Source organism: Streptomyces sp. NPDC007084, from assembly GCF_040703595.1.
Taxonomy (GTDB): domain Bacteria; phylum Actinomycetota; class Actinomycetes; order Streptomycetales; family Streptomycetaceae; genus Streptomyces.
Genome location: NZ_JBEYFY010000001.1, coordinates 287625 through 309335 on the forward strand (window position 1 = coordinate 287625; position 21711 = coordinate 309335).

General features: G+C 69.2%; 19 protein-coding genes. 10 read left to right on the forward strand and 9 right to left on the reverse strand.

The genetic code is table 11. The features are described from left to right. Nucleotides 1-43: 43 nt before the first annotated feature. From AB0912_RS01380 to AB0912_RS01390, 3 genes are all read left to right on the forward strand, one after another. Nucleotides 44-1126, forward strand: a complete 1083-nt coding sequence (locus tag AB0912_RS01380; RefSeq protein WP_366695461.1) for an inositol-3-phosphate synthase — start codon at nucleotides 44-46, stop codon at nucleotides 1124-1126. Between the two features lie 82 nt (nucleotides 1127-1208). Then, a complete protein-coding gene (locus AB0912_RS01385; protein WP_366695463.1) occupies nucleotides 1209-2471 on the forward strand; it encodes an MFS transporter in 1263 nt (420 codons plus the stop codon). Nucleotides 2472-2586: 115 nt separating this feature from the next. Beyond that, nucleotides 2587-3096 carry a hypothetical protein gene (locus AB0912_RS01390; RefSeq protein WP_366695465.1) on the forward strand — a complete coding sequence of 170 codons (510 nt, stop codon included), beginning with the start codon at nucleotides 2587-2589 and terminating at the stop codon, nucleotides 3094-3096. 114 nt (nucleotides 3097-3210) lie between these two features. Here the strand turns inward: AB0912_RS01390 and AB0912_RS01395 are convergent, their stop codons facing one another. After that, a complete protein-coding gene (locus AB0912_RS01395) occupies nucleotides 3211-4677 on the reverse strand; it encodes a CCA tRNA nucleotidyltransferase (protein WP_366695467.1) in 1467 nt (488 codons plus the stop codon). A gap of 221 nt (nucleotides 4678-4898) precedes the next feature. Between AB0912_RS01395 and AB0912_RS01400 the strand changes: the two genes are divergently transcribed. From AB0912_RS01400 to trxA, 7 genes are all read left to right on the forward strand, one after another. After that, entirely contained in the window at nucleotides 4899-7334 is a 2436-nt protein-coding gene (locus AB0912_RS01400) for a DUF6049 family protein (protein WP_366695469.1), read from the forward strand. A gap of 46 nt (nucleotides 7335-7380) precedes the next feature. Further along, complete coding sequence (murJ, locus tag AB0912_RS01405; RefSeq protein ID WP_366695471.1) at nucleotides 7381-9618, forward strand: murein biosynthesis integral membrane protein MurJ; 2238 nt, start codon at nucleotides 7381-7383, stop codon at nucleotides 9616-9618. A gap of 118 nt (nucleotides 9619-9736) precedes the next feature. Further along, a complete protein-coding gene (locus AB0912_RS01410; protein ID WP_366695473.1) occupies nucleotides 9737-11452 on the forward strand; it encodes a serine/threonine protein kinase in 1716 nt (571 codons plus the stop codon). A gap of 28 nt (nucleotides 11453-11480) precedes the next feature. Next, nucleotides 11481-12212: an RNA polymerase sigma factor SigM gene (gene sigM, locus AB0912_RS01415; RefSeq protein WP_366695475.1), complete on the forward strand. Its 732-nt coding sequence runs from the start codon at nucleotides 11481-11483 to the stop codon at nucleotides 12210-12212. Further along, nucleotides 12209-13120 (forward strand): hypothetical protein, encoded by a 912-nt coding sequence (locus tag AB0912_RS01420; protein ID WP_366695477.1) that lies wholly within the window; start codon nucleotides 12209-12211, stop codon nucleotides 13118-13120. Before sigM ends, AB0912_RS01420 begins: the two co-directional genes overlap by 4 nt. A 137-nt stretch (nucleotides 13121-13257) precedes the next feature. Then, nucleotides 13258-14223 (forward strand): thioredoxin-disulfide reductase, encoded by a 966-nt coding sequence (gene trxB / locus AB0912_RS01425; RefSeq protein ID WP_366695479.1) that lies wholly within the window; start codon nucleotides 13258-13260, stop codon nucleotides 14221-14223. 44 nt (nucleotides 14224-14267) lie between these two features. Further along, a complete protein-coding gene (trxA, locus tag AB0912_RS01430) occupies nucleotides 14268-14600 on the forward strand; it encodes a thioredoxin (protein ID WP_007383275.1) in 333 nt (110 codons plus the stop codon). 91 nt (nucleotides 14601-14691) lie between these two features. On the opposite strand, the gene AB0912_RS01435 is transcribed toward trxA, so the two are convergent. The 8 genes from AB0912_RS01435 to rnpA all read right to left on the reverse strand — a co-directional run bounded on the left by AB0912_RS01435 (nucleotide 14692) and on the right by rnpA (nucleotide 21701). Then, the gene (locus AB0912_RS01435) at nucleotides 14692-15309 is read right to left on the reverse strand and encodes a GNAT family N-acetyltransferase (protein ID WP_366695481.1); all 618 of its coding nucleotides are present in this window, start codon (nucleotides 15307-15309) and stop codon (nucleotides 14692-14694) included. A 329-nt stretch (nucleotides 15310-15638) separates the two neighbouring features. Continuing rightward, nucleotides 15639-16742 (reverse strand): ParB/RepB/Spo0J family partition protein, encoded by a 1104-nt coding sequence (locus AB0912_RS01440; RefSeq protein WP_366695483.1) that lies wholly within the window; start codon nucleotides 16740-16742, stop codon nucleotides 15639-15641. Then, nucleotides 16739-17812 carry a ParA family protein gene (locus tag AB0912_RS01445; RefSeq protein WP_366695485.1) on the reverse strand — a complete coding sequence of 358 codons (1074 nt, stop codon included), beginning with the start codon at nucleotides 17810-17812 and terminating at the stop codon, nucleotides 16739-16741. Before AB0912_RS01445 ends, AB0912_RS01440 begins: the two co-directional genes overlap by 4 nt. Before the next feature lie 436 nt (nucleotides 17813-18248). Then, nucleotides 18249-18965, reverse strand: a complete 717-nt coding sequence (rsmG, locus tag AB0912_RS01450; RefSeq protein WP_366695487.1) for a 16S rRNA (guanine(527)-N(7))-methyltransferase RsmG — start codon at nucleotides 18963-18965, stop codon at nucleotides 18249-18251. Between the two features lie 205 nt (nucleotides 18966-19170). Continuing rightward, nucleotides 19171-19680, reverse strand: coding sequence for a R3H domain-containing nucleic acid-binding protein (locus AB0912_RS01455; protein WP_366695489.1), 510 nt, complete (start codon nucleotides 19678-19680; stop codon nucleotides 19171-19173). Between the two features lie 15 nt (nucleotides 19681-19695). Continuing rightward, the gene (gene yidC, locus AB0912_RS01460) at nucleotides 19696-20976 is read right to left on the reverse strand and encodes a membrane protein insertase YidC (protein WP_366695491.1); all 1281 of its coding nucleotides are present in this window, start codon (nucleotides 20974-20976) and stop codon (nucleotides 19696-19698) included. A 3-nt stretch (nucleotides 20977-20979) separates the two neighbouring features. Then, a complete protein-coding gene (yidD, locus tag AB0912_RS01465) occupies nucleotides 20980-21333 on the reverse strand; it encodes a membrane protein insertion efficiency factor YidD (RefSeq protein ID WP_366695493.1) in 354 nt (117 codons plus the stop codon). Further along, a complete protein-coding gene (gene rnpA, locus AB0912_RS01470; protein WP_366695495.1) occupies nucleotides 21330-21701 on the reverse strand; it encodes a ribonuclease P protein component in 372 nt (123 codons plus the stop codon). The genes yidD and rnpA overlap by 4 nt, the downstream gene beginning before the upstream one ends. Nucleotides 21702-21711: the final 10 nt, after the last annotated feature.

Here is a 21711-nt window from a genome sequence, read left to right on the forward strand (position 1 = left end):
GGCCCGTTCGGGGTTTCACCGATACACACAGGGAGCAACCGGAATGGGTTCGGTTCGCGTAGCCATCGTCGGCGTGGGCAACTGCGCCGCCTCGCTGGTTCAGGGCGTCGAGTACTACAAGGACGCCGACCCGGCGACCAAGGTCCCCGGCCTGATGCATGTCCAGTTCGGCGACTACCACGTCGGTGACGTCGAGTTCGTCGCCGCCTTCGACGTCGACGCGAAGAAGGTCGGCCTCGACCTCTCGGACGCCATCGGTGCCAGCGAGAACAACACCATCAAGATCTGCGACGTCCCGAACAAGGGCGTCACGGTCCAGCGCGGTCACACCCTGGACGGTCTCGGTAAGTACTACCGCATGACCATCGAGGAGTCCGCCGAGGAGCCGGTCGACATCGTCCAGATCCTCAAGGACAAGCAGGTCGACGTCCTCGTCTGCTACCTGCCCGTCGGTTCCGAGGACGCGGCGAAGTTCTACGCCCAGTGCGCCATCGACGCCAAGGTCGCCTTCGTCAACGCCCTCCCGGTCTTCATCGCCGGCACCAAGGAGTGGGCCGACAAGTTCACCGAGGCCGGTGTCCCGATCGTCGGCGACGACATCAAGTCGCAGGTCGGCGCGACCATCACGCACCGTGTGATGGCGAAGCTGTTCGAGGACCGCGGTGTCCGTCTTGAGCGCACCATGCAGCTCAACGTCGGCGGCAACATGGACTTCAAGAACATGCTGGAGCGCGACCGCCTCGAGTCGAAGAAGATCTCCAAGACGCAGGCCGTCACCTCGCAGATCCCCGACCGCGACCTGGGCGAGAAGAACGTCCACATCGGTCCCTCGGACTACGTGGCCTGGCTCGACGACCGCAAGTGGGCGTACGTCCGCCTCGAGGGCCGCGCCTTCGGTGACGTCCCGCTGAACCTCGAGTACAAGCTCGAGGTCTGGGACTCCCCGAACTCGGCCGGTGTCATCATCGACGCCCTGCGCGCCGCGAAGATCGCCAAGGACCGCGGCATCGGCGGCCCGATCCTCTCCGCGTCGAGCTACTTCATGAAGTCCCCGCCGGTCCAGTACTTCGACGACGAGGCCTACGCGAACGTCGAGAAGTTCATCAAGGGCGAGGTCGAGCGCTAAAGCACGGCACTTTCCGTGCTTGCTGTCGGAGGTCCCCGGGCACTGTGCCCGGGGACCTTCCCCGTATGTGAGGCTGTGCCCCATGGCTGTCGTGCGTGACCTGCGCGTGCTCCTGCGCCTGCGGGGATTCAGACGCCTGCTCGGCGTACGGCTGTTGTCGCAGGGCGCGGACGGTGTCTTCCAGGTCGCGCTCGCCACCTACGTCGTCTTCTCCCCGGAGAACCAGACCTCGGCGGCCTCCATCGCCTCCGCGATGGCCGTCCTGTTGCTCCCGTACTCCCTCATCGGCCCCTTCGCCGGGGTCCTGCTGGACCGCTGGCGGCGCCGGCAGGTTTTTCTGTACGGCAATCTCCTGCGCGCCGCTCTCGCCTGCGCGACCGCCGCCCTGATGCTGAGCCACGTCCCCGACTGGCTCTTCTACGTCGCGGCGCTCTGCGTCACCGCGGTCAACCGCTTCGTCCTGGCCGGGCTCTCCGCAGCTCTGCCCCGGGTCGTCGACGCGGATCGCCTCGTGCTGGCCAACTCCCTTTCGCCTACGGCGGGAACGCTGGCCGCGACCATGGGCGGTGGCCTCGCGTTCGGCGTACGGCTCCTCGTCGCGGACTCCGACGCGGTGGTGGTCCTCGTCGGAGCGGCCCTGTACCTCTGCGCCGCCCTCGCCGCCGCGCGCATCGCCGCGGAACTCCTCGGGCCCGATCGCGAGTCGGTCCATCCGCGTCTGGCCAAGGCCCTGACCAGTACGGCACGTGGCCTCGCGGCCGGCGTACGTCACCTCGCGCGGCCCCGGCGACGGGAGGCCGCCTGGGCGCTGCTGGCCATGACGCTGATGCGCTTCTGCTACGGCGCCCTGACCGTCATGCTGCTGATGCTCTGCCGCTACGCGTGGGCGTCGGGTTCGGACGACGGGCTCGCTCTCCTGGGGGTCGCCGTGGGCGTGTCGGGGGCGGGCTTCTTCGTCGCCGCCGTGGTGACGCCTTGGGCGGCCGGGCGGCTGGGTCCCGGCCGCTGGATCGCGGTCTGCGCCGGCGCCGCCGCGGTCCTGGAACCCGCGCTCTGTCTCCCATTCGCGCCTACCCCGATGCTGGTCGCCGCGTTCGTGCTGGGAGTGACCACACAGGGCGCGAAGATCGCGACGGACACGATCGTGCAGTCCTCGGTCGACGACGGCTTCCGCGGCCGGATCTTCTCCGTCTACGACGTCCTGTTCAACGTGGCGTTCGTCGCGGCGGCCGGGGTCGCCGCCCTGATGCTGCCGCACGACGGCCGCTCGACGACGCTCGTCGCGACGGTCGCCGTGATCTACGCGTCCATTGCGGCGGCTATGGCCCGCTTTGAACTCCGGTAACTGTCACATCAGTGCCACAGAGCCGGTCCTGACTGCCGCGTTGTCACTGGGGCCGGATAACTTACGTGGGTCTTATACGCGCCACGCGCCAGCGTTCCAATGGGGGGATTTCCCAGTGACCACACCGCCGCCTCCGGGCCAGAACCCGTTCGCTCAGGACCAGCAGCCTTACGGTCCTCCGCCCCAGGGCCAGGCCCCCTACCCCCAGCAGCCGCCGCAGGGCTACCCGCAGCAGCCGGGCCAGCCGGGCTTCCCCCAGCAGCAGACGGCCGGCTTCGCCCCGCTCCCGCAGCAGCAGAAGCGCGGCATCAAGCCTTACCTGCGCCTCATCGTGGGCGTCGTGGTCGCCGTCCTCGTCCTCGGCGGCTACCTGCTCAGCAAGGACAGCGAGGACGCCAAGAAGCTCGCCGTCGGCGACTGCCTCTACAACAAGGGCACCGGCAGTGACCCGGACGTGGTGCAGGTCGACTGCACGGACTCCAAGGCCACCCACAAGGTGCTCAAGAAGGCGGACGGCGCTTCGATCCCGCAGCTCACGTGCCAGAGCGTCAAGGGCACGACGGCGACGCTGACGTGGAAGGAGACGGGCGATTCCTTCACGCTCTGCCTGGGGGACAACAAGTAACCCGCGGAGCCGGATGCGCGGAGGGGCGGTGTTTCACGTGAAACACCGCCCCTCCGCGTTGTCCCGGCGTCGATGTTTCACGTGAAACATCGACGCCTGACAGCACCCCTCAGCTCAGCCCTGCTCGGCCCACCACTCCTTGAGCGCGGATGTCGCGGCGTCGTGGTCCATCGGGCCGTTCTCCAGGCGCAGCTCCAGCAGGAACTTGTACGCCTGGCCGATCGCGGGGCCGGGGCCGATGCCCAGGATCTCCATGATCTGGTTGCCGTCGAGGTCGGGCCGGATCGCGTCGAGCTCCTCCTGCTCCTGGAGCTGGGCGATGCGGTCCTCCAGCCCGTCGTAGGCACGGGAGAGCGCGGCGGCGCGGCGCTTGTTCCGCGTGGTGCAGTCGGAGCGAGTCAGCTTGTGAAGGCGGGTGAGGAGCGGTCCCGCGTCCCGGACGTAGCGCCGCACGGCCGAGTCGGTCCACTCGCCGGTGCCGTAGCCGTGGAAGCGCAAGTGCAGTTCGACCAGACGGGAGACGTCCTTCACGAGGTCGTTCGAGTACTTGAGGGCCGTCATCCGCTTCTTGGTCATCTTGGCGCCGACGACCTCGTGGTGGTGGAACGAGACCCGGCCGTCGCTCTCGAAGCGACGGGTCCGCGGCTTGCCGATGTCGTGCAGCAGCGCGGCGAGCCGGAGCACCAGGTCGGGTCCGTCCTCCTCCAGCGCCATCGCCTGCTCCAAGACGATCAGCGTGTGCTCGTACACGTCCTTGTGCCGGTGGTGCTCGTCCCTCTCCAGCCGCAGCGCGGGAAGCTCGGGCAGCACGTGCTCGGCGAGGCCGGTGTCCACGAGCAGCGTGAGGCCCTTGCGGGGGTGGGCGGAGAGGATGAGCTTGTTCAGCTCGTCCCGTACGCGCTCCGCCGAGACGATCTCGATACGTCCGGCCATGTCCGTCATGGCCGCGATGATCTCGGGCGCGACCTCGAAATCGAGCTGTGCGGCGAACCGTGCGGCCCGCATCATGCGCAGGGGGTCGTCGGAGAAGGATGCCTCCGGGGTGCCGGGGGTGCGCAGGACCCGGGCGGCCAGGTCCTCCAGGCCGCCGTGCGGGTCGATGAACTCCTTCTCCGGCAGCGCGACGGCCATCGCGTTCACCGTGAAGTCCCGACGGACGAGGTCCTCCTCGATGGAGTCGCCGTAGGACACCTCGGGCTTGCGCGAGGTCCGGTCGTACGCCTCGGAGCGGTAGGTCGTGATCTCGATCTCGAACGTCTGCTCCGTGTCGCCCACCCGGGCGCCCTTCTGCACTCCCACGGTGCCGAAGGCGATCCCGACCTCCCAGACGGCGTCGGCCCAGGGCCGGACGATCTTCAGTACGTCCTCGGGCCGGGCGTCCGTCGTGAAGTCCAGGTCATTGCCGAGCCGGCCGAGGAGCGCGTCCCGGACCGAGCCGCCGACCAGGGCGAGCGAGAACCCGGCCTGCTGGAAACGGCGGGCGAGTTCGTCGGCGACAGGGGACACCCGCAGCAGTTCACTCACCGCGCGGAGCTGCACCTGACTCAGGGCACTGGGATTGTCTTCATTGGCGTTCGGCACAACAGAAAAGGGTACGTGGCCCGGACGCCGGGAAGCGCCTCGATAAAACTTGTACCGGCGTCCCCTGTTTTCCGGGCATCGATAGGCCCACATACAGGACAGTCGGCGCCCTGTGGCGATCTTGTGGACCACTCCGCGGCACTTACCCTCAGCGCGCATCGTTACCATGCGTGGACGCACATTCCGACGACCACTGACGACGACGAGGGACGGGCGAGCGCGTGGCCGAGGCGGCAGACTTCCAGGGGACGAGTCCCTCTCCTGCCCGTCGGTGGCTCCGGCGCGGCGGTGCGCTGCTGGCCGGGGCGCCGCTGCTGGCCGGGCTGCTCCAGCTCCCCCTCGGCACGCCCGCACAGGCCGTCGAGAAGGCCTCCGCGGCCACCGCGGCAGGGTCGGGCGGGGTGGACATCAGCATCGCCTCGCTGACCCCCAGCGTCCCCACCGACGGCGACACGGTCACGGTCTCGGGTTCGGTCACCAACAGAAGCAAGCAGACGGTCACGGATGCCCACGTGGGGATCCGCGTGGGCTCCTCCCCCCTGACCACGCGCTCCGCCATCGACACCGCGGCGAAGCTCACCAGCTTCCAGCCGGGCCTGGACGCGATGGAGGTCGGCGGCAAGTACGTCCAGAAGGTCGACCGGCTCGGCGCCGGCAACTCCGAGAACTTCAGCATCTCGGTACCCGTCAAGGACCTCGACCTCGGCGACGACGGGGTCTACCAGCTCGGTGTCTCGCTCACGGGCCGGACCACCACCCAGCCGTGGGACCAGGTGCTCGGCATCAAGCGGACGTTCCTCCCGTGGCAGCCGGAGTCGGCGGACACGAAGACGAAGACGACGTTCCTCTGGCCGCTGATCTCCCCGGTCCACCTCACCGCCGAGACCGGCTCGGACGAACAGCAGACACGCGTCTTCAAGAACGACGACCTGGCCAAGGAGATCGCCCCGGGCGGCCGGCTGGACCAGCTCCTGTCCCTGGGCAGCGGACTCGACGTGACCTGGGTGCTGGACCCGGATGTACTGGCCTCGGTCGACGCCATGAGAGGCGGCTACCGCATCCAGCAGGCCGACGGCACGACCGTCGCCGGCAGCGACCGCAACCGTGCCCTGGCCAAGGACTGGCTCGACAAGCTGGAGAAGACGGTCCAGGGCCAGAAGATCGTCGCGCTCCCCTTCGCCGACCCCGACATCGCCTCCCTCGCCCATAACGGCAGGAAGACCACCGGCTCCCTGAGCCACCTCAAGAACGCCACCGCCGTGGCGGCCGACACGGTGGAATCGATCGTCCACGTGAAGCCCAGCACGGACTTCGCCTGGCCGGTGGACGGCGCGATCGACCCGTCGATCGTGGACGTGGCGACGTCGGCGGGCGCGGACAAGGTGATCGCCCGCAGCGACAGCCTGAGCGAGACGGGCGGCCTGACCTACACGCCGAGCGCGGCCCGACCCATCGGCGGCGGCACGACCGCGGTGGTCGCGGACGAGCGGCTGTCGACCGCGTTCCAGGGCGACATGATCAAGGCCGAGAACTCCACCCTCGCCGTGCAGAAGTTCCTCGCCCAGAGCCTGATGATCAATCTCCAGGACGCGGACCAGCGCAGCATCGTCGTCGCACCGCAGCGCATGCCCACGGCCGGCCAGGCACAGACCATGGCCGAGGCGCTGAAGGCGCTCCAGCAGGGGAACTGGTCGGAGTCCCAGGGACTGGCCGCCGCCGCCAAGGCCAAGCCGGACCCGGGCGCCACCACGAGGGTCCCTTCCGCCTCCCAGTACCCGCGGTCGCTGAAGAGGCAGCAGTTGCCCGTCTCCGCGTTCGACTGGATGCAGGGCACGCAGGGCAAGCTCGACAAGTTCCAGGTGATCCTCACCGACAAATCACGTGTGGTCACTCCGTTCGGCCTGGCCATCGACCGGGGGATGTCGACGTCCTGGCGCGGTCGCCCCGCCGAGGCGGCGACCTTCCGCGACGGTGTGGAGTCGTACCTGGACGGGCTCACCGGGCTGGTGCGCCTCATCCAGAAGTCCGACGCGAAGCTCTCCGGCCGCAGCGCCACCATCCCCGTGACCGTCCAGAACAACCTGGTCCAGGGTGTCGGCCACCTCGTGCTGCGTCTCACCTCGCAGCAGCCGACCCGCCTCAAGATCGGCAACGGCCCGTACAGCGAGCAGCCGATCAGGGTCGCGGGTGAGCACAGTCAGTCGGTGAAGTTCACCACCTCCACCAAGGCCAACGGCCCGGTACAGGTCGTCGCCCAGCTCTACACGGAGGACGGGCAGCCCTACGGCTCCCCGGTGCCCTTCGAGGTCAAGGTCACCGAGATCACCTCCACGGTCATGCTCGTCATCGGCGGCGGTGTGCTGCTCCTCGTGCTCGCCGGCTTCCGGATGTACACGCAGCGCAAGCGGGCCGCCGCCGAGCAGGCAGAGGGGGGATCGGAGCAGGGACCGGAGGACGGTCCCGACGCGGAGGGCGTGAACAAGGACACGGACGGCACCGTGGAGACTGAGGACGCCGAGGGCTCCGGGGCCGTTCCTGAGAGCACGTCCGGCCCGGAACCGGGGGCGGACGACCCGGGGCACCCGAGTGACCCGACGCCGGACACCGCTCCGGAAAGCACCGACCCGTCCGGCACGGGTGAGAGAGTGGACCGTTGAGCGATGTCGTGGCCGGTGGGCCCGGGGACGATGAGGTGGGGTAACCATGAACGCGCCGTACGACGGTGACCGCGGCGAGGGCGCGGGGCCCTCGGGTTATCCCGAGGAGTACCCGTACCAGGACGCGGGCCGCTCCGGCTACCCCGAAGGCACGCCGGAGGCGGGCCAGACGCAGCCGGGGCATCCCGCGGACATGTACCTCCAGGACGCCTACGACCAGGATCCCTACCGGGGACAGGACCTCTCGGCTCAGGACCCGGTGACGGAGGCGCTCTACGACCGTGCCGCGCACCCTCCGCCGCCGCCCGGCCCCTATTACCAGCATCAGCAGCCGCTCTACGCCCAGCCGCCCACGCCGCAGTACGCACCCGACCCGCGGGTGTGGGCCCAGACGCCCCCGCCAGAGCCGGCCGGACCGACGCGGCACCTGCCGTACGGCGACGACGCCCGGACCACGCAGTACGTGGGGGTGGACGATCTGGTGACCCAGGCCGGCGCGGACGGGCACGAGCCCGACGCCTTCGCGCATCTCTTCCGCGACCAGCAGCAGGGCGGCGCCCGCAACTCCTACGCCCCGGCCGCTGTCCCCGCTCCGGCGCCCGCGCCGGTTCCGCCGGTCGCCGAGCCCCCGGTGGTAGCTCCGGCGAAGTCGGGCGGCCGGGCCTCCAACCTGCTGAAGTCCAGTGCGGTGATGGCGGCGGGCACGCTGGTGTCCCGTCTCACCGGCTTCGTGCGCACCATGATCATCACGGCCGCCCTCGGCGCCGCGACGCTCGGTGACGCCTGGACCGTGGCGTACACGCTGCCGACGATGATCTACATCCTGACGGTCGGCGGCGGACTCAACTCCGTCTTCGTGCCGCAGCTCGTGCGGTCCATGAAGGAGGACGACGACGGCGGCGAGGCGTACGCCAACCGCCTGCTGACGCTCGTCATGGTCGCGCTCGGTGTGATCGTCACCGTCGCCGTCTTCATCGCGCCGCTGCTGATCCAGTTGATGTCGGACTCCATCGCGAGCAACCCGGCGGCCAACAACGTGGCGGTCACCTTCACCCGGTACTGCCTGCCCACGATCTTCTTCATGGGCGTCCACGTGGTCATGGGCCAGATCCTCAACGCCCGCGGGAAGTTCGGCGCGATGATGTGGACCCCGGTCCTGAACAACATCGTGATGATCTTCACCTTCGGGACGTTCCTCTGGGTCTACGGCACCGCGCGGCACTCCGGCATGGAAGTCACCAACATTCCGCCGGACGGTGTCCGCCTCCTGGGCATCGGCACCCTGCTCGGTCTGGTCGTGCAGGCCGGTGCGATGGTTCCCTACCTGCGGGAGGCCGGCTTCCGGTTCCGGCCGCGCTTCGACTGGCGCGGGCACGGTCTCGGAAAGGCCGTCCACCTCGCCAAATGGACCGTGCTCTTCGTCCTCGCCAACCAGGCGGGCGTCCTTGTCGTCACCCAGCTCGCGACCGCCGCGCAGAAGGCCTCGGGCAAGGGCGGAACAGGCATCCTGGCCTACTCCAACGCCCAGCTCATCTGGGGCATGCCGCAGGCGATCATCACGGTGTCGGTCATGGCGGCGATGCTTCCGCGGATCTCGCGCGCGGCCCACGACGGTGACCCGGGCGCCGTCCGCGACGACATCTCGCAGGGACTGCGGACTTCGGCGGTGGCCATCGTCCCGGTGTCGTTCATGTTCCTCGCGCTCGGCATCCCCATGTGCACCCTGCTGTTCGGGTCCAGCGGGCCCCACGCCGCCGTGTCCCAGGGCTACGTGCTCATGGCCTTCGCGCTCGGCCTCATCCCGTTCTCGGTGCAGTACGTGGTCCTGCGCGGCTTCTACGCCTACGAGGACACCCGCACGCCCTTCTACAACACAGTCATCGTGGCCGGCGTCAACGCCGCCGCGTCCGCCGTCTGTTACGTGGTGCTGCCCGCCCAGTGGGCGGTCGTCGGCATGGCCGGCGCGTACGGTCTGGCCTACGCCGTGGGCGTCGGAGTGGCCTGGCAGCGCCTGCGCAGGCGGCTGGACGGCGACCTGGACGGCGCCCGCGTGCTGCGGACGTACGCGCGTCTGTGCCTCGCCTCCGTCCCGGGCGCCGTCGTGGGCGGGGCCGTCGGCTTCGCGATCACCCGGGTTCTCGGCCACGGAGTGTTCGGCTCGATCGCGGCACTCGTCGCCGGATCGATCGCGCTGCTGGGCGTCTTCTACGTCGCGGCACGCAAGATGCGTATCGAAGAGCTCAATTCACTGGTCGGAATGGTCCGCGGGCGCCTGGGGCGCTGAGGCGGGGGTACGCGCACAACCATCGTCCGCCGCCGCGTGTCGTGCATAGCGCCGGACTGTGGGCACAATTGGTTTCTGCGTCGGACAGTGCGCAACGGATGGGGAGGCAGGGACGACGGTGGCGGAACGGAGCACGTCTGCCGTCGACGTGGCAGACAACAGCGGCGACGAGCCGCTGACCGCGAAGGCGGACCAGTCCACGTCCGACGGGGTGGCCCAGGACCGGGAGCGGGAAACGGACAGCGAAGAGGCACAGGGGAGCGGCGGGACCGAGAGTCCCGGAAAGGCCTCACCGCCCGAACTGCACAGTGGTCACAAACTCGCCAGGCGCTACCGCCTGGAGGAGTGCGTCACCCGTCTGGACGGTTTCAGCAGTTGGCGCGCGGTGGACGAGAAGCTCCGCCGTGCCGTCGGTGTCCACCTCCTGCCGGCCGACCATCCGCGCGCCCGCTCGGTGCTCGCGGCGGCCCGTTCCTCCGCCCTGCTGGGCGACCCCCGCTTCGTCCAGGTCCTGGACGCCGTCGAGGAGAACGACCTCGTCTACGTGGTCCACGAGTGGCTGCCGGACGCCACGGAGCTGACCGCGCTCCTCGCCTCGGGCCCCCTTGAGGTGCACGAGGCCTACCAGATGGTCAGTCAGGTCTCCCAGGCCATGGCGGCCGCGCACCGCGAGGGCCTCGCGCATCTGCGTCTCACGCCGGGGGCCGTGCTGCGCACGTCGTCCGGACAGTGGCGCATCCGCGGGCTCGCCGTGAACGCCGCACTGCGCGGGATCAGTTCGGATACCCCGCAGCGCACCGACACCGAGGCGATCGGCGCGCTGCTGTACGCCTCGCTCACTCAGCGCTGGCCGTACGAGAGCGACGCCTACGGTCTCTCGGGCCTGCCCAAGGACGTCGGCCTGATCGCCCCCGACCAGGTGCGTGCCGGAGTGCACCGCGGGCTGTCGGAGCTGGCCATGCGCGCGCTCGCCAACGACGGCGCGACCGCCTCACGTCACGAGTCGCCGTGCACCACGCCCGAGGAGCTGGTGAAGGCGATCGGCGAGATGCCCCGCATCCGCCCGCCGGAGCCCGCGTTCACCGCCCCGCCCGAGTACCAGCGCACCTCGTACCAGCAGGGCACCTACGGCCGCCCGTCCCCTCCCGGCGCTGGCCAGCCCGTGACGGCCCCGCCGCCTCCGTTGCAGAGCCGCACCGGCAAGGCCCTCAAGTGGGCCGTGTCCGCGCTCCTCATCGCCGCGCTGGGACTGGGCAGTTGGCAGCTGGCCGACGCGCTCATGGACCGGGGCAACAAGTCCGACGACACCAAGCAGACACACACGACCGACGGCAACGACAAGAACGGCGACAAGACGAAGCCGGTCAGGCCGATCGCGATCAAGGACGCGCAGGAGTACTACCCGGACGGGAAGCCGCAGCATCCGGCCGACGTACGGCTCACCTACGACGGCGACAGCACGACGTACTGGCGGACGTATTCGTACACCGGCGGACCCACACTGGCGCCCTACAAGCAGGGTGTGGGCATCGTCTACGACCTCGGTTCCACGCAGAGCGTCTCGGCCGCGTCGATAGCTCTGAACTACGGCGGCGACCACACGACGGTGTCGCTGTACGCCGCCGGTTCCATGTCGTCCTCCGCTCCCGTCGACTCCATGAGGAAGATCGCCACCGGCACCACCTCCGGCCGGCAGCTGAAGATCGCCACGGACAAGGCCGTCGACGCGCGATACGTCCTGGTGTGGATCACGGCGGCCCCCTATTCGGGCAAGGACCAGTACAGCGGCGCCGGATACAAGCAGGCCATCACGGACGTGAAGTTCACCGGCTGACGGCCGGCGACGAGGGGGAGGGGGTCCGATGGCCGACGAAGCCGTGTTCGGTGGCGTAAGTGATCAGGACCTCCTGGCCCGTCATGTGGACGGCGACCCCGAGGCCTTCGGCGAGCTGGTGCGGCGTCACCGCGACCGCCTCTGGGCCGTGGCCCTGCGGACGCTCGGAGACCGCGAGGAGGCCGCTGACGCCGTCCAGGACGCCCTCGTCTCCGCCTACCGGGCCGCCCACACCTTCCGCGGGCAGTCGGCCGTCACGACCTGGCTGCACCGCATCACGGTGAACGCCTGTCTGGACCGGGCGCGCAAAGCCGCGTCGAGGCGGACCTCCCCCGTCGACGACACCCAGCGCCTGGAGCAGCTCCTCGAACCGCACGAGTCGGCCTCCGCCCCGGCCGAGCGCAACGACCTCCACCGTGAACTCATAGCCGCGCTGAGCACGCTCCCGGCCGACCAGCGTGCCGCCCTCGTACTGGTGGACATGCAGGGCTACCCCGTGGCGGAGGCGGCCCGGGTGCTCGATGTGCCGACCGGCACGGTAAAAAGCCGCTGCGCCCGCGGCAGAGCCAGACTCCTCCCCCTCCTCACGCATCTCCGCGCGGAGAGCGGCGGTGACGAGGGGGCCAGGAAGTCGGGCGGGGGAAGGAACCGGTCGCCGGGGACATCCGTCCCACCGGCAGCGGGACCGCACGGGACGGGACCCCGTGACGGGGGACCGAGCGATTCGACTGCTGTGAAGGGCGGAGGTGGGCGAGCGTGACATCCACGACGGACAAGGCCGGGCACCCGGACGTCGCGGAGATCTCCGACCTCACCGAGGGTCTGCTCCCGCCGTCCCGCTCCGAGGACGTACGGCGGCACCTGGACGACTGTGCGCTCTGCGCCGACGTGTACGACTCCCTGGAGGAGATCCGCGGACTGCTCGGCACCCTGCCCGGCCCTCCCCGCATGCCGGACGATGTGGCCGGCAGGATCGACGCGGCCCTGGCGGCGGAAGCTCTGCTGAGCGCCACCGCGCCCGACGAGGACGCCGGCACCGCCGCTCCCCAGCCCCATGTTTCACGTGAAACATCGACGGCCGACCGGCCCTCGGGGCGCCCGCGCGCCGCGACCGGACCAGGCCGCCCTCGTCGGGCCAAGCGCGGGCGGCGCGGTACGGTCGCGCTCCTCGGCACCGCCTTCGCGGCCGCCGCGCTGGGAGTGAGTGTCATCCTCGTGCAGACGCTGGGCGACGACGGCTCCGACAAGAACCCTCCGAACGCCCACCGGCCGGCGTCCAGCGCGCAGGACACCTTCGCCGAGCCGACGCTGCGGACCGAGGTGTCGGACCTCCTCGCCAAGAACAAGAAGGCGGCGACTCCCTCCAGCGGTGAGAAGCCCTGGGGCGCGCAGTCGCAGGACACCGAGACCGACTCCGGCGGCGTCGGCACCTTCATGACACCCACGCCTCCCGTTCCGGACTGCGTCGAGCAGGGGGCCGGGGAGACCGGCCCGCTCCTCGGCGCCAAAGCCGGCACGTATCAGGGGAAGGACGCCTTCCTCCTCGTGGTCGCCGACCCCGCCGACAGCACGAAGGTGACGGCTCACATCGTCGACGCCACCTGTGCGAAGCAGGCCTCCCCGAAGCCCGGCAAGCTGCTGCTGACACGCTCCTACACCCGGTCCTGAACTCTCGTACGGGAACCCGTCCCCGTGTGCCCGGACACAGCGGGAATTGAAGCCCCTTAGGATCCGTTGGGTGGGGTGAGAGTACTGAGACAGGCTCCCACCGGTACCAGCAGTCTCCAGAGACGAGGAATGAAGCCGTGAGCGACGTCCGTAACGTGATCATCATCGGGTCCGGGCCCGCCGGCTACACGGCGGCGCTCTACACCGCGCGCGCGTCGCTGAAGCCGCTGGTCTTCGAGGGCGCCGTCACCGCGGGCGGTGCGCTCATGAACACCACCGAGGTGGAGAACTTCCCGGGCTTCCAGGACGGCGTCATGGGTCCGGAGCTGATGGACAACATGCGCGCCCAGGCCGAGCGCTTCGGCGCCGAGCTGGTCCCGGACGACGTCGTCGCCGTCGATCTGACGGGCGACATCAAGACCGTCACCGACACCGCCGGTACGGTGCACCGCGCCAAGGCCGTCATCGTCACGACGGGCTCGCAGCACCGCAAGCTCGGGCTTCCCAACGAGGACGCGCTCTCCGGACGCGGCGTCTCCTGGTGTGCGACCTGTGACGGCTTCTTCTTCAAGGACCAGGACATCGCCGTGATCGGTGGTGGCGACACCGCGATGGAGGAGGCCACCTTCCTCTCGCGCTTCGCCAAGTCCGTGACCATCGTGCACCGCCGGGACAGCCTGCGCGCCTCCAAGGCGATGCAGGAGCGCGCCTTCGCCGACCCGAAGATCAAGTTCGTGTGGGACAGCGAGGTCGCCGAGATCAAGGGCGACCCGAAGCTCGCCGGTCTGACGCTGCGGAACCTGAAGACCGGCGAGACCTCGGAGCTTCCGGTGACCGGTCTGTTCATCGCGATCGGCCACGACCCGCGTACCGAACTATTCAAGGGTCAGCTCGACCTCGACGCAGAGGGCTACCTGAAGGTCGCCGCCCCGTCGACCCGGACGAACCTGACCGGTGTCTTCGGCGCCGGTGACGTCGTCGACCACACGTACCGCCAGGCGATCACCGCGGCCGGTACCGGCTGCTCCGCCGCCCTCGACGCCGAGCGCTACCTCGCTGCCCTCGCGGACAGCGAGGCGGCCACCACGGCTGCCACCGTCTGATCACCCCGTCCGCCCCACCGCAACAACGAATTAAGGAGCCCGCCGTGGCCGGCACCCTGAAGAACGTGACCGACGACTCCTTCGAGCAGGACGTCCTCAAGAGCGACAAGCCCGTGCTGGTGGACTTCTGGGCCGCCTGGTGCGGTCCCTGCCGCCAGATCGCGCCGTCGCTCGAGGCGATCGCCGCCGAGTACGGCGACAAGATCGAGATCGTCAAGCTCAACATCGACGAGAACCCGGGCACGGCCGCCAAGTACGGCGTCATGTCGATCCCAACCCTGAACGTCTACCAGGGTGGCGAGGTCGCCAAGACCATCGTCGGCGCGAAGCCGAAGGCCGCGATCGTGCGTGACCTCGAGGACTTCATCGCCGAGTAGTCGAGGACGGCCGCACACGCGGCGCATGTTTCACGTGAAACACGAATGGGCCGGCCCGAAAGGGCCGGCCCATTTCGCTTGCCATCGGATCTCAGAGCGGGCGGAGGGCCGGCTCCTTCTGTACCGCCCCGAGGAGACGGTCCAGCGCCAACTCCACGTCTTCCTTCCAGGAGAGCGTCGTCCGCAGTTCCAGCCGCAGACGCGGGTACGTGGGATGAGGCCGCACGGTCTTGAAGCCCACCGCCAACAGGTGGTCGGCCGGGAGCACGCAGGCGGGCTCCTTCCACCGGGCGTCGCCGAACGCCTCGATGGCCTTGAAGCCTCGCTGGAGCAGGTCCTTCGCGACCGTCTGCACCATCACTCTGCCGAGCCCCTGCCCCTGGTACCCCGGCATGATGAACGAGGTGATGAGCTGCACCGCGTCCGGCGAGACGGGGCTCGTGGAGAAGGCCGTGGACCGGGGCACATAGGCCGGCGGCGCGTAGAGCACGAAGCCCACCGGCACGTCGTCCACGTAGACCACCCGGCCGCAGGAGCCCCAGTCCAGCAGGACCGCGGAGATCCAGGCCTCCTTCTCCGACGCGGCCGTGCCCGCCTTTACCGCGGCCTCACCGCTGACGGGATCCAGTTCCCAGAAGACACATGACCGACAGCGCTGGGGAAGGTCCGGAAGGTTGTCCAGCGTGAGCGGTACGAGCCGACGCCCCATGAAGGATGTTCCTCGCTTCCTTCCCCCGCGGCGTCACGGGCGGATGTGAGATGGCTCCGCTCTCTGAGCAGGCTGCCGACGAACCCTCCGACGGCCCCCAGGCCCAGACCCGCGGTGACCAGTCCGGTACGGCTCACGGTGTGCATGGCCCCCGCCTCCCCGATGAAGGTGCTGCCCGGTGAACGCGCCATACCCCATCGCATGGTATCCACGATGCGATTCCATCGATACCGACAGAAAGCAAAGAGCGGGCCGTGTTCCGGTACACACCGGACACGGCCCGCTCCTCGCCGGTGGACCGGTCGCCGACCGGTCCACCGGGAGCCGGCTCAGGCCTCCGCGTCGTCGGAGTCGTCGTCGCCGAGACTCTTCTGCAGGACCGGTCCCTCGCCCGGAGCGAGGGAACCGAGAATGCGCTCAAGGTCTTCCATCGAAGCGAACTCGACAGTGATCTTGCCCTTCTTCTGCCCCAGGTCGACCTTCACCCGGGTCTCGAAGCGGTCCGACAGCCGCGTCGCCAGCTCGCTCAGCGCCGGGGAGACCCGGCCGCCGGCGCGCGGCCCCTTGGCCCGCTGCGCCGTCTGCGGACGCGACCCCATGAGGGTGACGATCTCCTCGACGGCCCGCACCGACAGGCCCTCGGCCACGATGCGGTGGGCCAGGCGGTCCTGCTCCTCCGAGTCGTCGACGGAGAGGAGAGCACGCGCGTGTCCGGCGGAGAGGACCCCGGCGGCCACCCGGCGCTGAACGGACGGCGAGAGCTTCAGCAGACGCAGCGTGTTGGAGACCTGCGGGCGGGAGCGTCCGATCCGGTCGGCCAACTGGTCGTGGGTGCAGTTGAAGTCCTTGAGCAACTGGTCGTAGGCGGCGGCCTCTTCCAGCGGGTTGAGCTGGGCCCGGTGCAGGTTCTCCAGCAGCGCGTCCAGGAGGAGCTTCTCGTCGTCCGTGGCCCGGACGATCGCGGGGATGGCCTCGAGTCCCGCCTCACGGCAGGCCCGGAAACGCCGCTCGCCCATGATCAGCTCGAAGCGCGAGGGGCCGACCTGCCGCACGACGACCGGCTGGAGGAGCCCGACTTCCTTGATGGAGGTGACGAGTTCGGCCAGAGCGTCCTCGTCGAAGACCTCGCGCGGCTGCCGGGGGTTCGGGGTGATGAAGTCGAGCGGCAGCTCGGCGAAGTGGGCGCCGACCGGCGCCTGGAGCCCCTCCCCGGCCGCGCTCGGAGCCGACGGTGCCGGCTCCTCGGTTTCATGTGAAACAGGCGGCAGCGTGGTCACCTTGGCCGCCGCGACCCCGCGCTCCGCCGTGAGGACCGGGGCGGAACCCGGCGAGGTGGATGCCCCACTCGCCGGACCGCCCGCACGCTCACCTGTGGGAGCCGCCGGGATCAGTGCGCCAAGCCCCCGGCCCAGCCCCCTTCGTCGCTCGCTCACTGGATCCCCTCCACCATGTTCCGTTCGTTCTGTGCGCCCGTGTGGGCATGTTGTGCGTCGTACGACACTCCGACTCCGCGGAGGGCGATCTCTCGTGCGGCCTCCAGATACGAGAGAGCACCACTCGAACCCGGATCGTAGGTCAGGACCGTCTGCCCGTAGCTCGGGGCCTCGGAGATGCGGACCGAGCGAGGAATGCTCGTCCGCAGCACCTCCTTGCCGAAGTGGCTGCGTACCTCGTCCGCGACCTGTGACGCGAGACGCGTCCGGCCGTCGTACATGGTGAGCAGGATCGTCGAGACGTGGAGGTTCGGGTTGAGGTGCCCACGCACCAGGTCGACGTTGCGCAGGAGCTGCCCCAGACCTTCCAGCGCGTAGTACTCGCACTGGATGGGGATGAGGACCTCCGCGCCGGCGACGAGGGCGTTGACGGTCAGCAGACCGAGCGACGGCGGGCAGTCGATGAGGATGTAGTCCAGCGGCTGCTCGTACGCCTGGATCGCGCGCTCCAGCCGGCTCTCGCGGGCCACCAGCGACACCAGCTCGATCTCCGCGCCGGCGAGGTCGATCGTCGCGGGAGCGCAGAAGAGCCCCTCGACGTCGGGGACCGCCTGGACGACTTCGGAGAGCGGCCTGCTGTCGATCAGCACGTCGTAGATCGACGGGACCTCGGCGTGGTGGTCGATGCCCAGCGCGGTGGAGGCGTTGCCCTGAGGGTCGAGGTCGATCACCAGGACCCGGCCACCGTGCAGGGCCAGCGAGGCGGCAAGGTTGACCGTGGTCGTGGTCTTGCCGACCCCGCCCTTCTGGTTGGCGACCACGATGACTCGGGTCTGCTCGGGCCGTGGAAGACCCTCGCCGGCGCGGCCTAGCGCCTCCACAGCCAGTTGGGCAGCACGACCGATGGGAGTGTCGTCCATAGGGGGCGGTGTTTCACGTGAAACATCCTCCCCCATCGACTCGGTACGGGGACCGGGGACCGGATCGGTCATCGGTCCCGCGATGTTGGCGTCGGACCGCAAGGATTCACTCTCCTCGACTTCAGGCTCGCAATGAACAGAGCCTCCCATGCGATCGGGGTCGTGAACCAGCGAGGCCCGTGGTTCTGTGGAGAAATCCACCTCTGTGGACAACTCCGCACCCTCTCCGAGTGAACCGAGAGGCTTTCGGTCGCGAGGTTCGGCCGCGGCGCGGCCACGACTGATGATGCCGTGCAACAGTGAGCGACGTTTCACGTGAAACACGATGCCTAGCCGTCTGGGTCATCACGGCGCGACACTCCGAGATGCGCGGGTTGGCTGCTTGTGTGGAGTAGGGCTCGTCACGCGGACCGGCTGCGCACGTGAAAAGAACTCCCGCCCCGACACAGCAAAACTCCCGGCCCCTACTCAGAGGACCGGGAGCATTGACACCCCACCGACCCGCCACGGCCTCCACCGGAGAGCGGCGAGGGCGGCGGCACCCAGCTCTCGCACGTCAGTGGCGGCGACGCTCAGCTCGCGAACGTCAGCGGCGGCGGCGCGTTCGACCCGTCCGGGCCGCCTTGGCGCGCTTGGCCGCGAAGCGGACACCGCCGGGGCTCTCGCCCACCTCGACGCGCACCACCGTGGACAGCGGGTCCACCACGCCCTCACCGACATGCAGCACGGAGGTCTCGACGGCGCCGAGCTTGCTCAGGGCGGTGGACGCGGCCTTCAGCTCCTCCTCGGCGGTGTCGCCCTTGAGGGCGAGCATCTCGCCGTACGGACGCAGCAGCGGAATGCCCCAGGCGGCGAGCCGGTCGAGCGGGGCGACCGCCCGTGCCGTCACCACGTGCACCGGCTGGAGCTTGCCCATGACCTCCTCGGCACGGCCGCGCACCACGGTCACGTGATCGAGGCCGAGCATCTCCACGACCTCGGTGAGAAAGGTGGTCCGGCGCAGCAGCGGCTCCAGGAGCGTGATCTTGAGGTCCTCCCGGACGAGGGCCAGCGGGATGCCGGGAAGTCCGGCGCCGGAGCCGACGTCGCACACGGTCACGCCCTCGGGCACGACCTCGGAGAGGACCGCGCAGTTCAGCAGGTGCCGCTCCCACAGCCGGGGCACCTCGCGAGGGCCGATCAGCCCGCGCTGCACTCCCGCCTCGGCCAGCAGTTCCGCGTATCGGACCGCGTCCGCGAAGCGATCGCCGAATACCTCGCGCGCCTGCTCGGGCGCGGGGGGAAGCTCCGCTGCCTCCGTCACGGGGGACCGTCCTTCCGTACCGCTTGAGCGCTCTGAGCGCTGTTCACCAGGACTACCAGGGACTAACAACCGTGGAGGACCGCAGGCCCGGGGATCGCGGCCGGCGTTCCAGGTCGGGGGACCACAGCCTTGCGGGGGACTACCAGGCTGACAAAGTTCGGCCCCGTCTGCGCAACAGACGGGGCCGAGGGAGCGTACGTACCGATCAGGCGGGGAGCACGACGACGAAGCGCTGCGGCTCCTCGCCCTCGGACTCGCTGCGCAGGCCCGCGGCCTTGACCGCGTCGTGCACCACCTTGCGCTCGAAGGGCGTCATCGGGTCCATCTTCACCGGCTCGCCGGAGCTCTTCACCTCGGCGGCGGCCTTGGCACCCAGCTCCGACAACTCCTCGCGCCGCTTGGCGCGGAAACCTGCGATGTCCAGCATCAGCCGGCTGCGGTCCCCGGTCTCACGGTGCACGGCCAGGCGCGTGAGCTCCTGGAGCGCCTCCAGCACCTCGCCGTCCCGGCCGACCAGCTTCTGCAGGTCACGGCCGCCGGAGTCGCTGATGATCGAGACAGCGGCGCGGTCGGCCTCGACGTCCATGTCGATGTCGCCGTCGAGATCGGCGATGTCGAGCAGACCTTCGAGGTAGTCCGCCGCGATCTCGCCTTCCTGCTCCAGGCGGGACAGGGTGTCGCCCTCGGCGGCGGCGGAGGTGGTGCCTTCCGTCACGGGATGGACTCCTTCTTACTTCTTGGACGGGGACTTGGGCCGCTGCGGGCCCTTGCGCTGTCCGGACTGGGCCTTGCTGCGGGTACCGGCGCCGGGCTTGCCGCCACCGGCGGTGGCGGGCTTCGCGCCGGAGGGCTTGGCGTCCTCCGGGTCTCCGGCCTTGGTCAGTGACGTCTTCGGCTCGGCTCCGCCGGCGGTCACGGCCGACTGGCGCTGCGACTTGGACTGGCGCTTGGGCTGCTGGCGCTTGGGGGCGGCCGGAGCCGTCGTCGTGGTGCCGTCCTCGGTCTCGACGACTACCGCGCTGTCGCTCTTCACCACGGACCCGTCGGCCTGGGCCACGAGGCCGGCCTTGGTGAGGCCGTTGATGAACTTGCGCTCGAACTCGTTGCGGTCGCGGCCCTTGGCGACGATGGCCTTGACGATGCCCTTCTCGCGGCGGCTGCGGGTCTTGCCGTGGTGCGTCACGTGCTTGTGCAGACGCTCCAGGTAGGCGGCCTGAGCCTTCGAGCCAGGGGTCGGGTTGTTCCGGATGACGTACATCTGCTGGCCCATGGTCCACACGTTGGTGGTCAGCCAGTAGACGAGGACACCGACCGGGAAGTTGATGCCGAAGACGGCGAACATGACCGGGAAGACGTACATCAGCATCTTCTGCTGCTGCATGAACGGCGTCTTCACCGTGGTGTCGACGTTCTTCGTCATGAGCTGGCGCTGCGTGTAGAACTGCGACGCCGACATCATCACGATCATGATCGCGGTGACGACCCGGACGTCGGTCAGCGAAGCGCCGAGCGCCTCGACCTTGCTCTGGCCGTCCGTGAACTTCGCGGCGAGGGGGGCACCGAAGATGTGCGCCTTACGGGCGCTGGCCAGCAACGAGTCGTTGATGACACCGATCGTCGAGCCCGTCGCGATGCCGTTGAGCACGTGGTACAGGGCGAAGAAGAACGGCGACTGGGCCAGGATGGGAAGGCACGAGGAGAGCGGGTTGGTACCCGACTCCTTGTACAGCTTCATCATCTCTTCGGACTGGCGCTGCTTGTCGTTCTTGTAGCGCTCCTGGATCTTCTTCATCTCGGGCTGCAGTGTCTGCATGGCCCGAGTGGCCTTGATCTGCTTCACGAAGAGCGGGATCAGGCAGATCCGGATCAAAATCACCAGGGACACGATGGACAAGCCCCAGGCCCAGCCCGTGTCGGGGCCGAAGATGTGCCCGTACACGGAGTGGAACTGGACGATGACCCACGAAACGGGTGTCGTGATGAAGCTGAAAAGACTGGCAATCGTGTCCACTAATCAGGCTCCTTGAGCATGGGACGGGGTCTCGGCGGCCGGGCTCGGGGCAGTGGTCTCCCCGGTGGCCGGTTCGGCGGCGGAGGTCCCGCCCTTGCGTGCACGCCAGGCGTTACGCAGCGATTCGTGCCACCGCGGACGCTTGCGCTGCGGAACATGGTCCACACCGCCCAGCGACCACGGATTGCACCGGAGGATGCGCCAGGCGGTAAGTGCCGTTCCCTTGATCGCACCGTGCCGGTCGATGGCTGTGTAGCCGTAGTGGGAGCACGACGGGTAGTACTTGCAGACCGGCCCGAGCAACGGGCTGATCGTCCACTGATAGATCTTGATCAGAGCAAGCAGTGGGTACTTCATCGCGCGCCCCCTCCCAGCAGCCGCCGCAAGGCGGCGTCCAGGTCTCGGGCCAGCTCTTCATGGTCGGCGTCACCCGCACCGGGCAGCGCTCGTACGACTACCAGGCTACCGGGGGACAGCAGAGTGACTCGGTCACGCATCAGATGGCGAAGCCTGCGCTTCACCTTGTTGCGTACGACCGCTCCGCCCACGGCTTTGCTCACGACGAAACCCGCACGCGGCTGGGAAGCGCTCTCCCCAGGCGCGTGCGGGTCCGGTGCACCGCTACGAAGGTGGACGACGAGAAGCGGGCGTCCGGCCCGGCGTCCTCGGCGTACCGCGGTCGCGAAGTCCTCGCGCCGCCTCAGCCGATGCTCGGTAGGCAGCACGAGATCATGA

What these genes read in the sequence shown, in the direction of transcription:
- AB0912_RS01380 (WP_366695461.1), top strand. Translation starts at nt 44, where the DNA reads ATGGGTTCGGTTCGCGTAGCCATCGTCGGCGTGGGCAACTGCGCCGCC.
- yidD (WP_366695493.1), bottom strand. Translation starts at nt 21,333, where the DNA reads ATGAAGTACCCACTGCTTGCTCTGATCAAGATCTATCAGTGGACGATC.
- sigM (WP_366695475.1), top strand. Translation starts at nt 11,481, where the DNA reads ATGGCCGACGAAGCCGTGTTCGGTGGCGTAAGTGATCAGGACCTCCTG.
- murJ (WP_366695471.1), top strand. Translation starts at nt 7,381, where the DNA reads ATGAACGCGCCGTACGACGGTGACCGCGGCGAGGGCGCGGGGCCCTCG.
- AB0912_RS01445 (WP_366695485.1), bottom strand. Translation starts at nt 17,812, where the DNA reads ATGGGAGGCTCTGTTCATTGCGAGCCTGAAGTCGAGGAGAGTGAATCC.
- AB0912_RS01435 (WP_366695481.1), bottom strand. Translation starts at nt 15,309, where the DNA reads ATGGGGCGTCGGCTCGTACCGCTCACGCTGGACAACCTTCCGGACCTT.
- AB0912_RS01385 (WP_366695463.1), top strand. Translation starts at nt 1,209, where the DNA reads ATGGCTGTCGTGCGTGACCTGCGCGTGCTCCTGCGCCTGCGGGGATTC.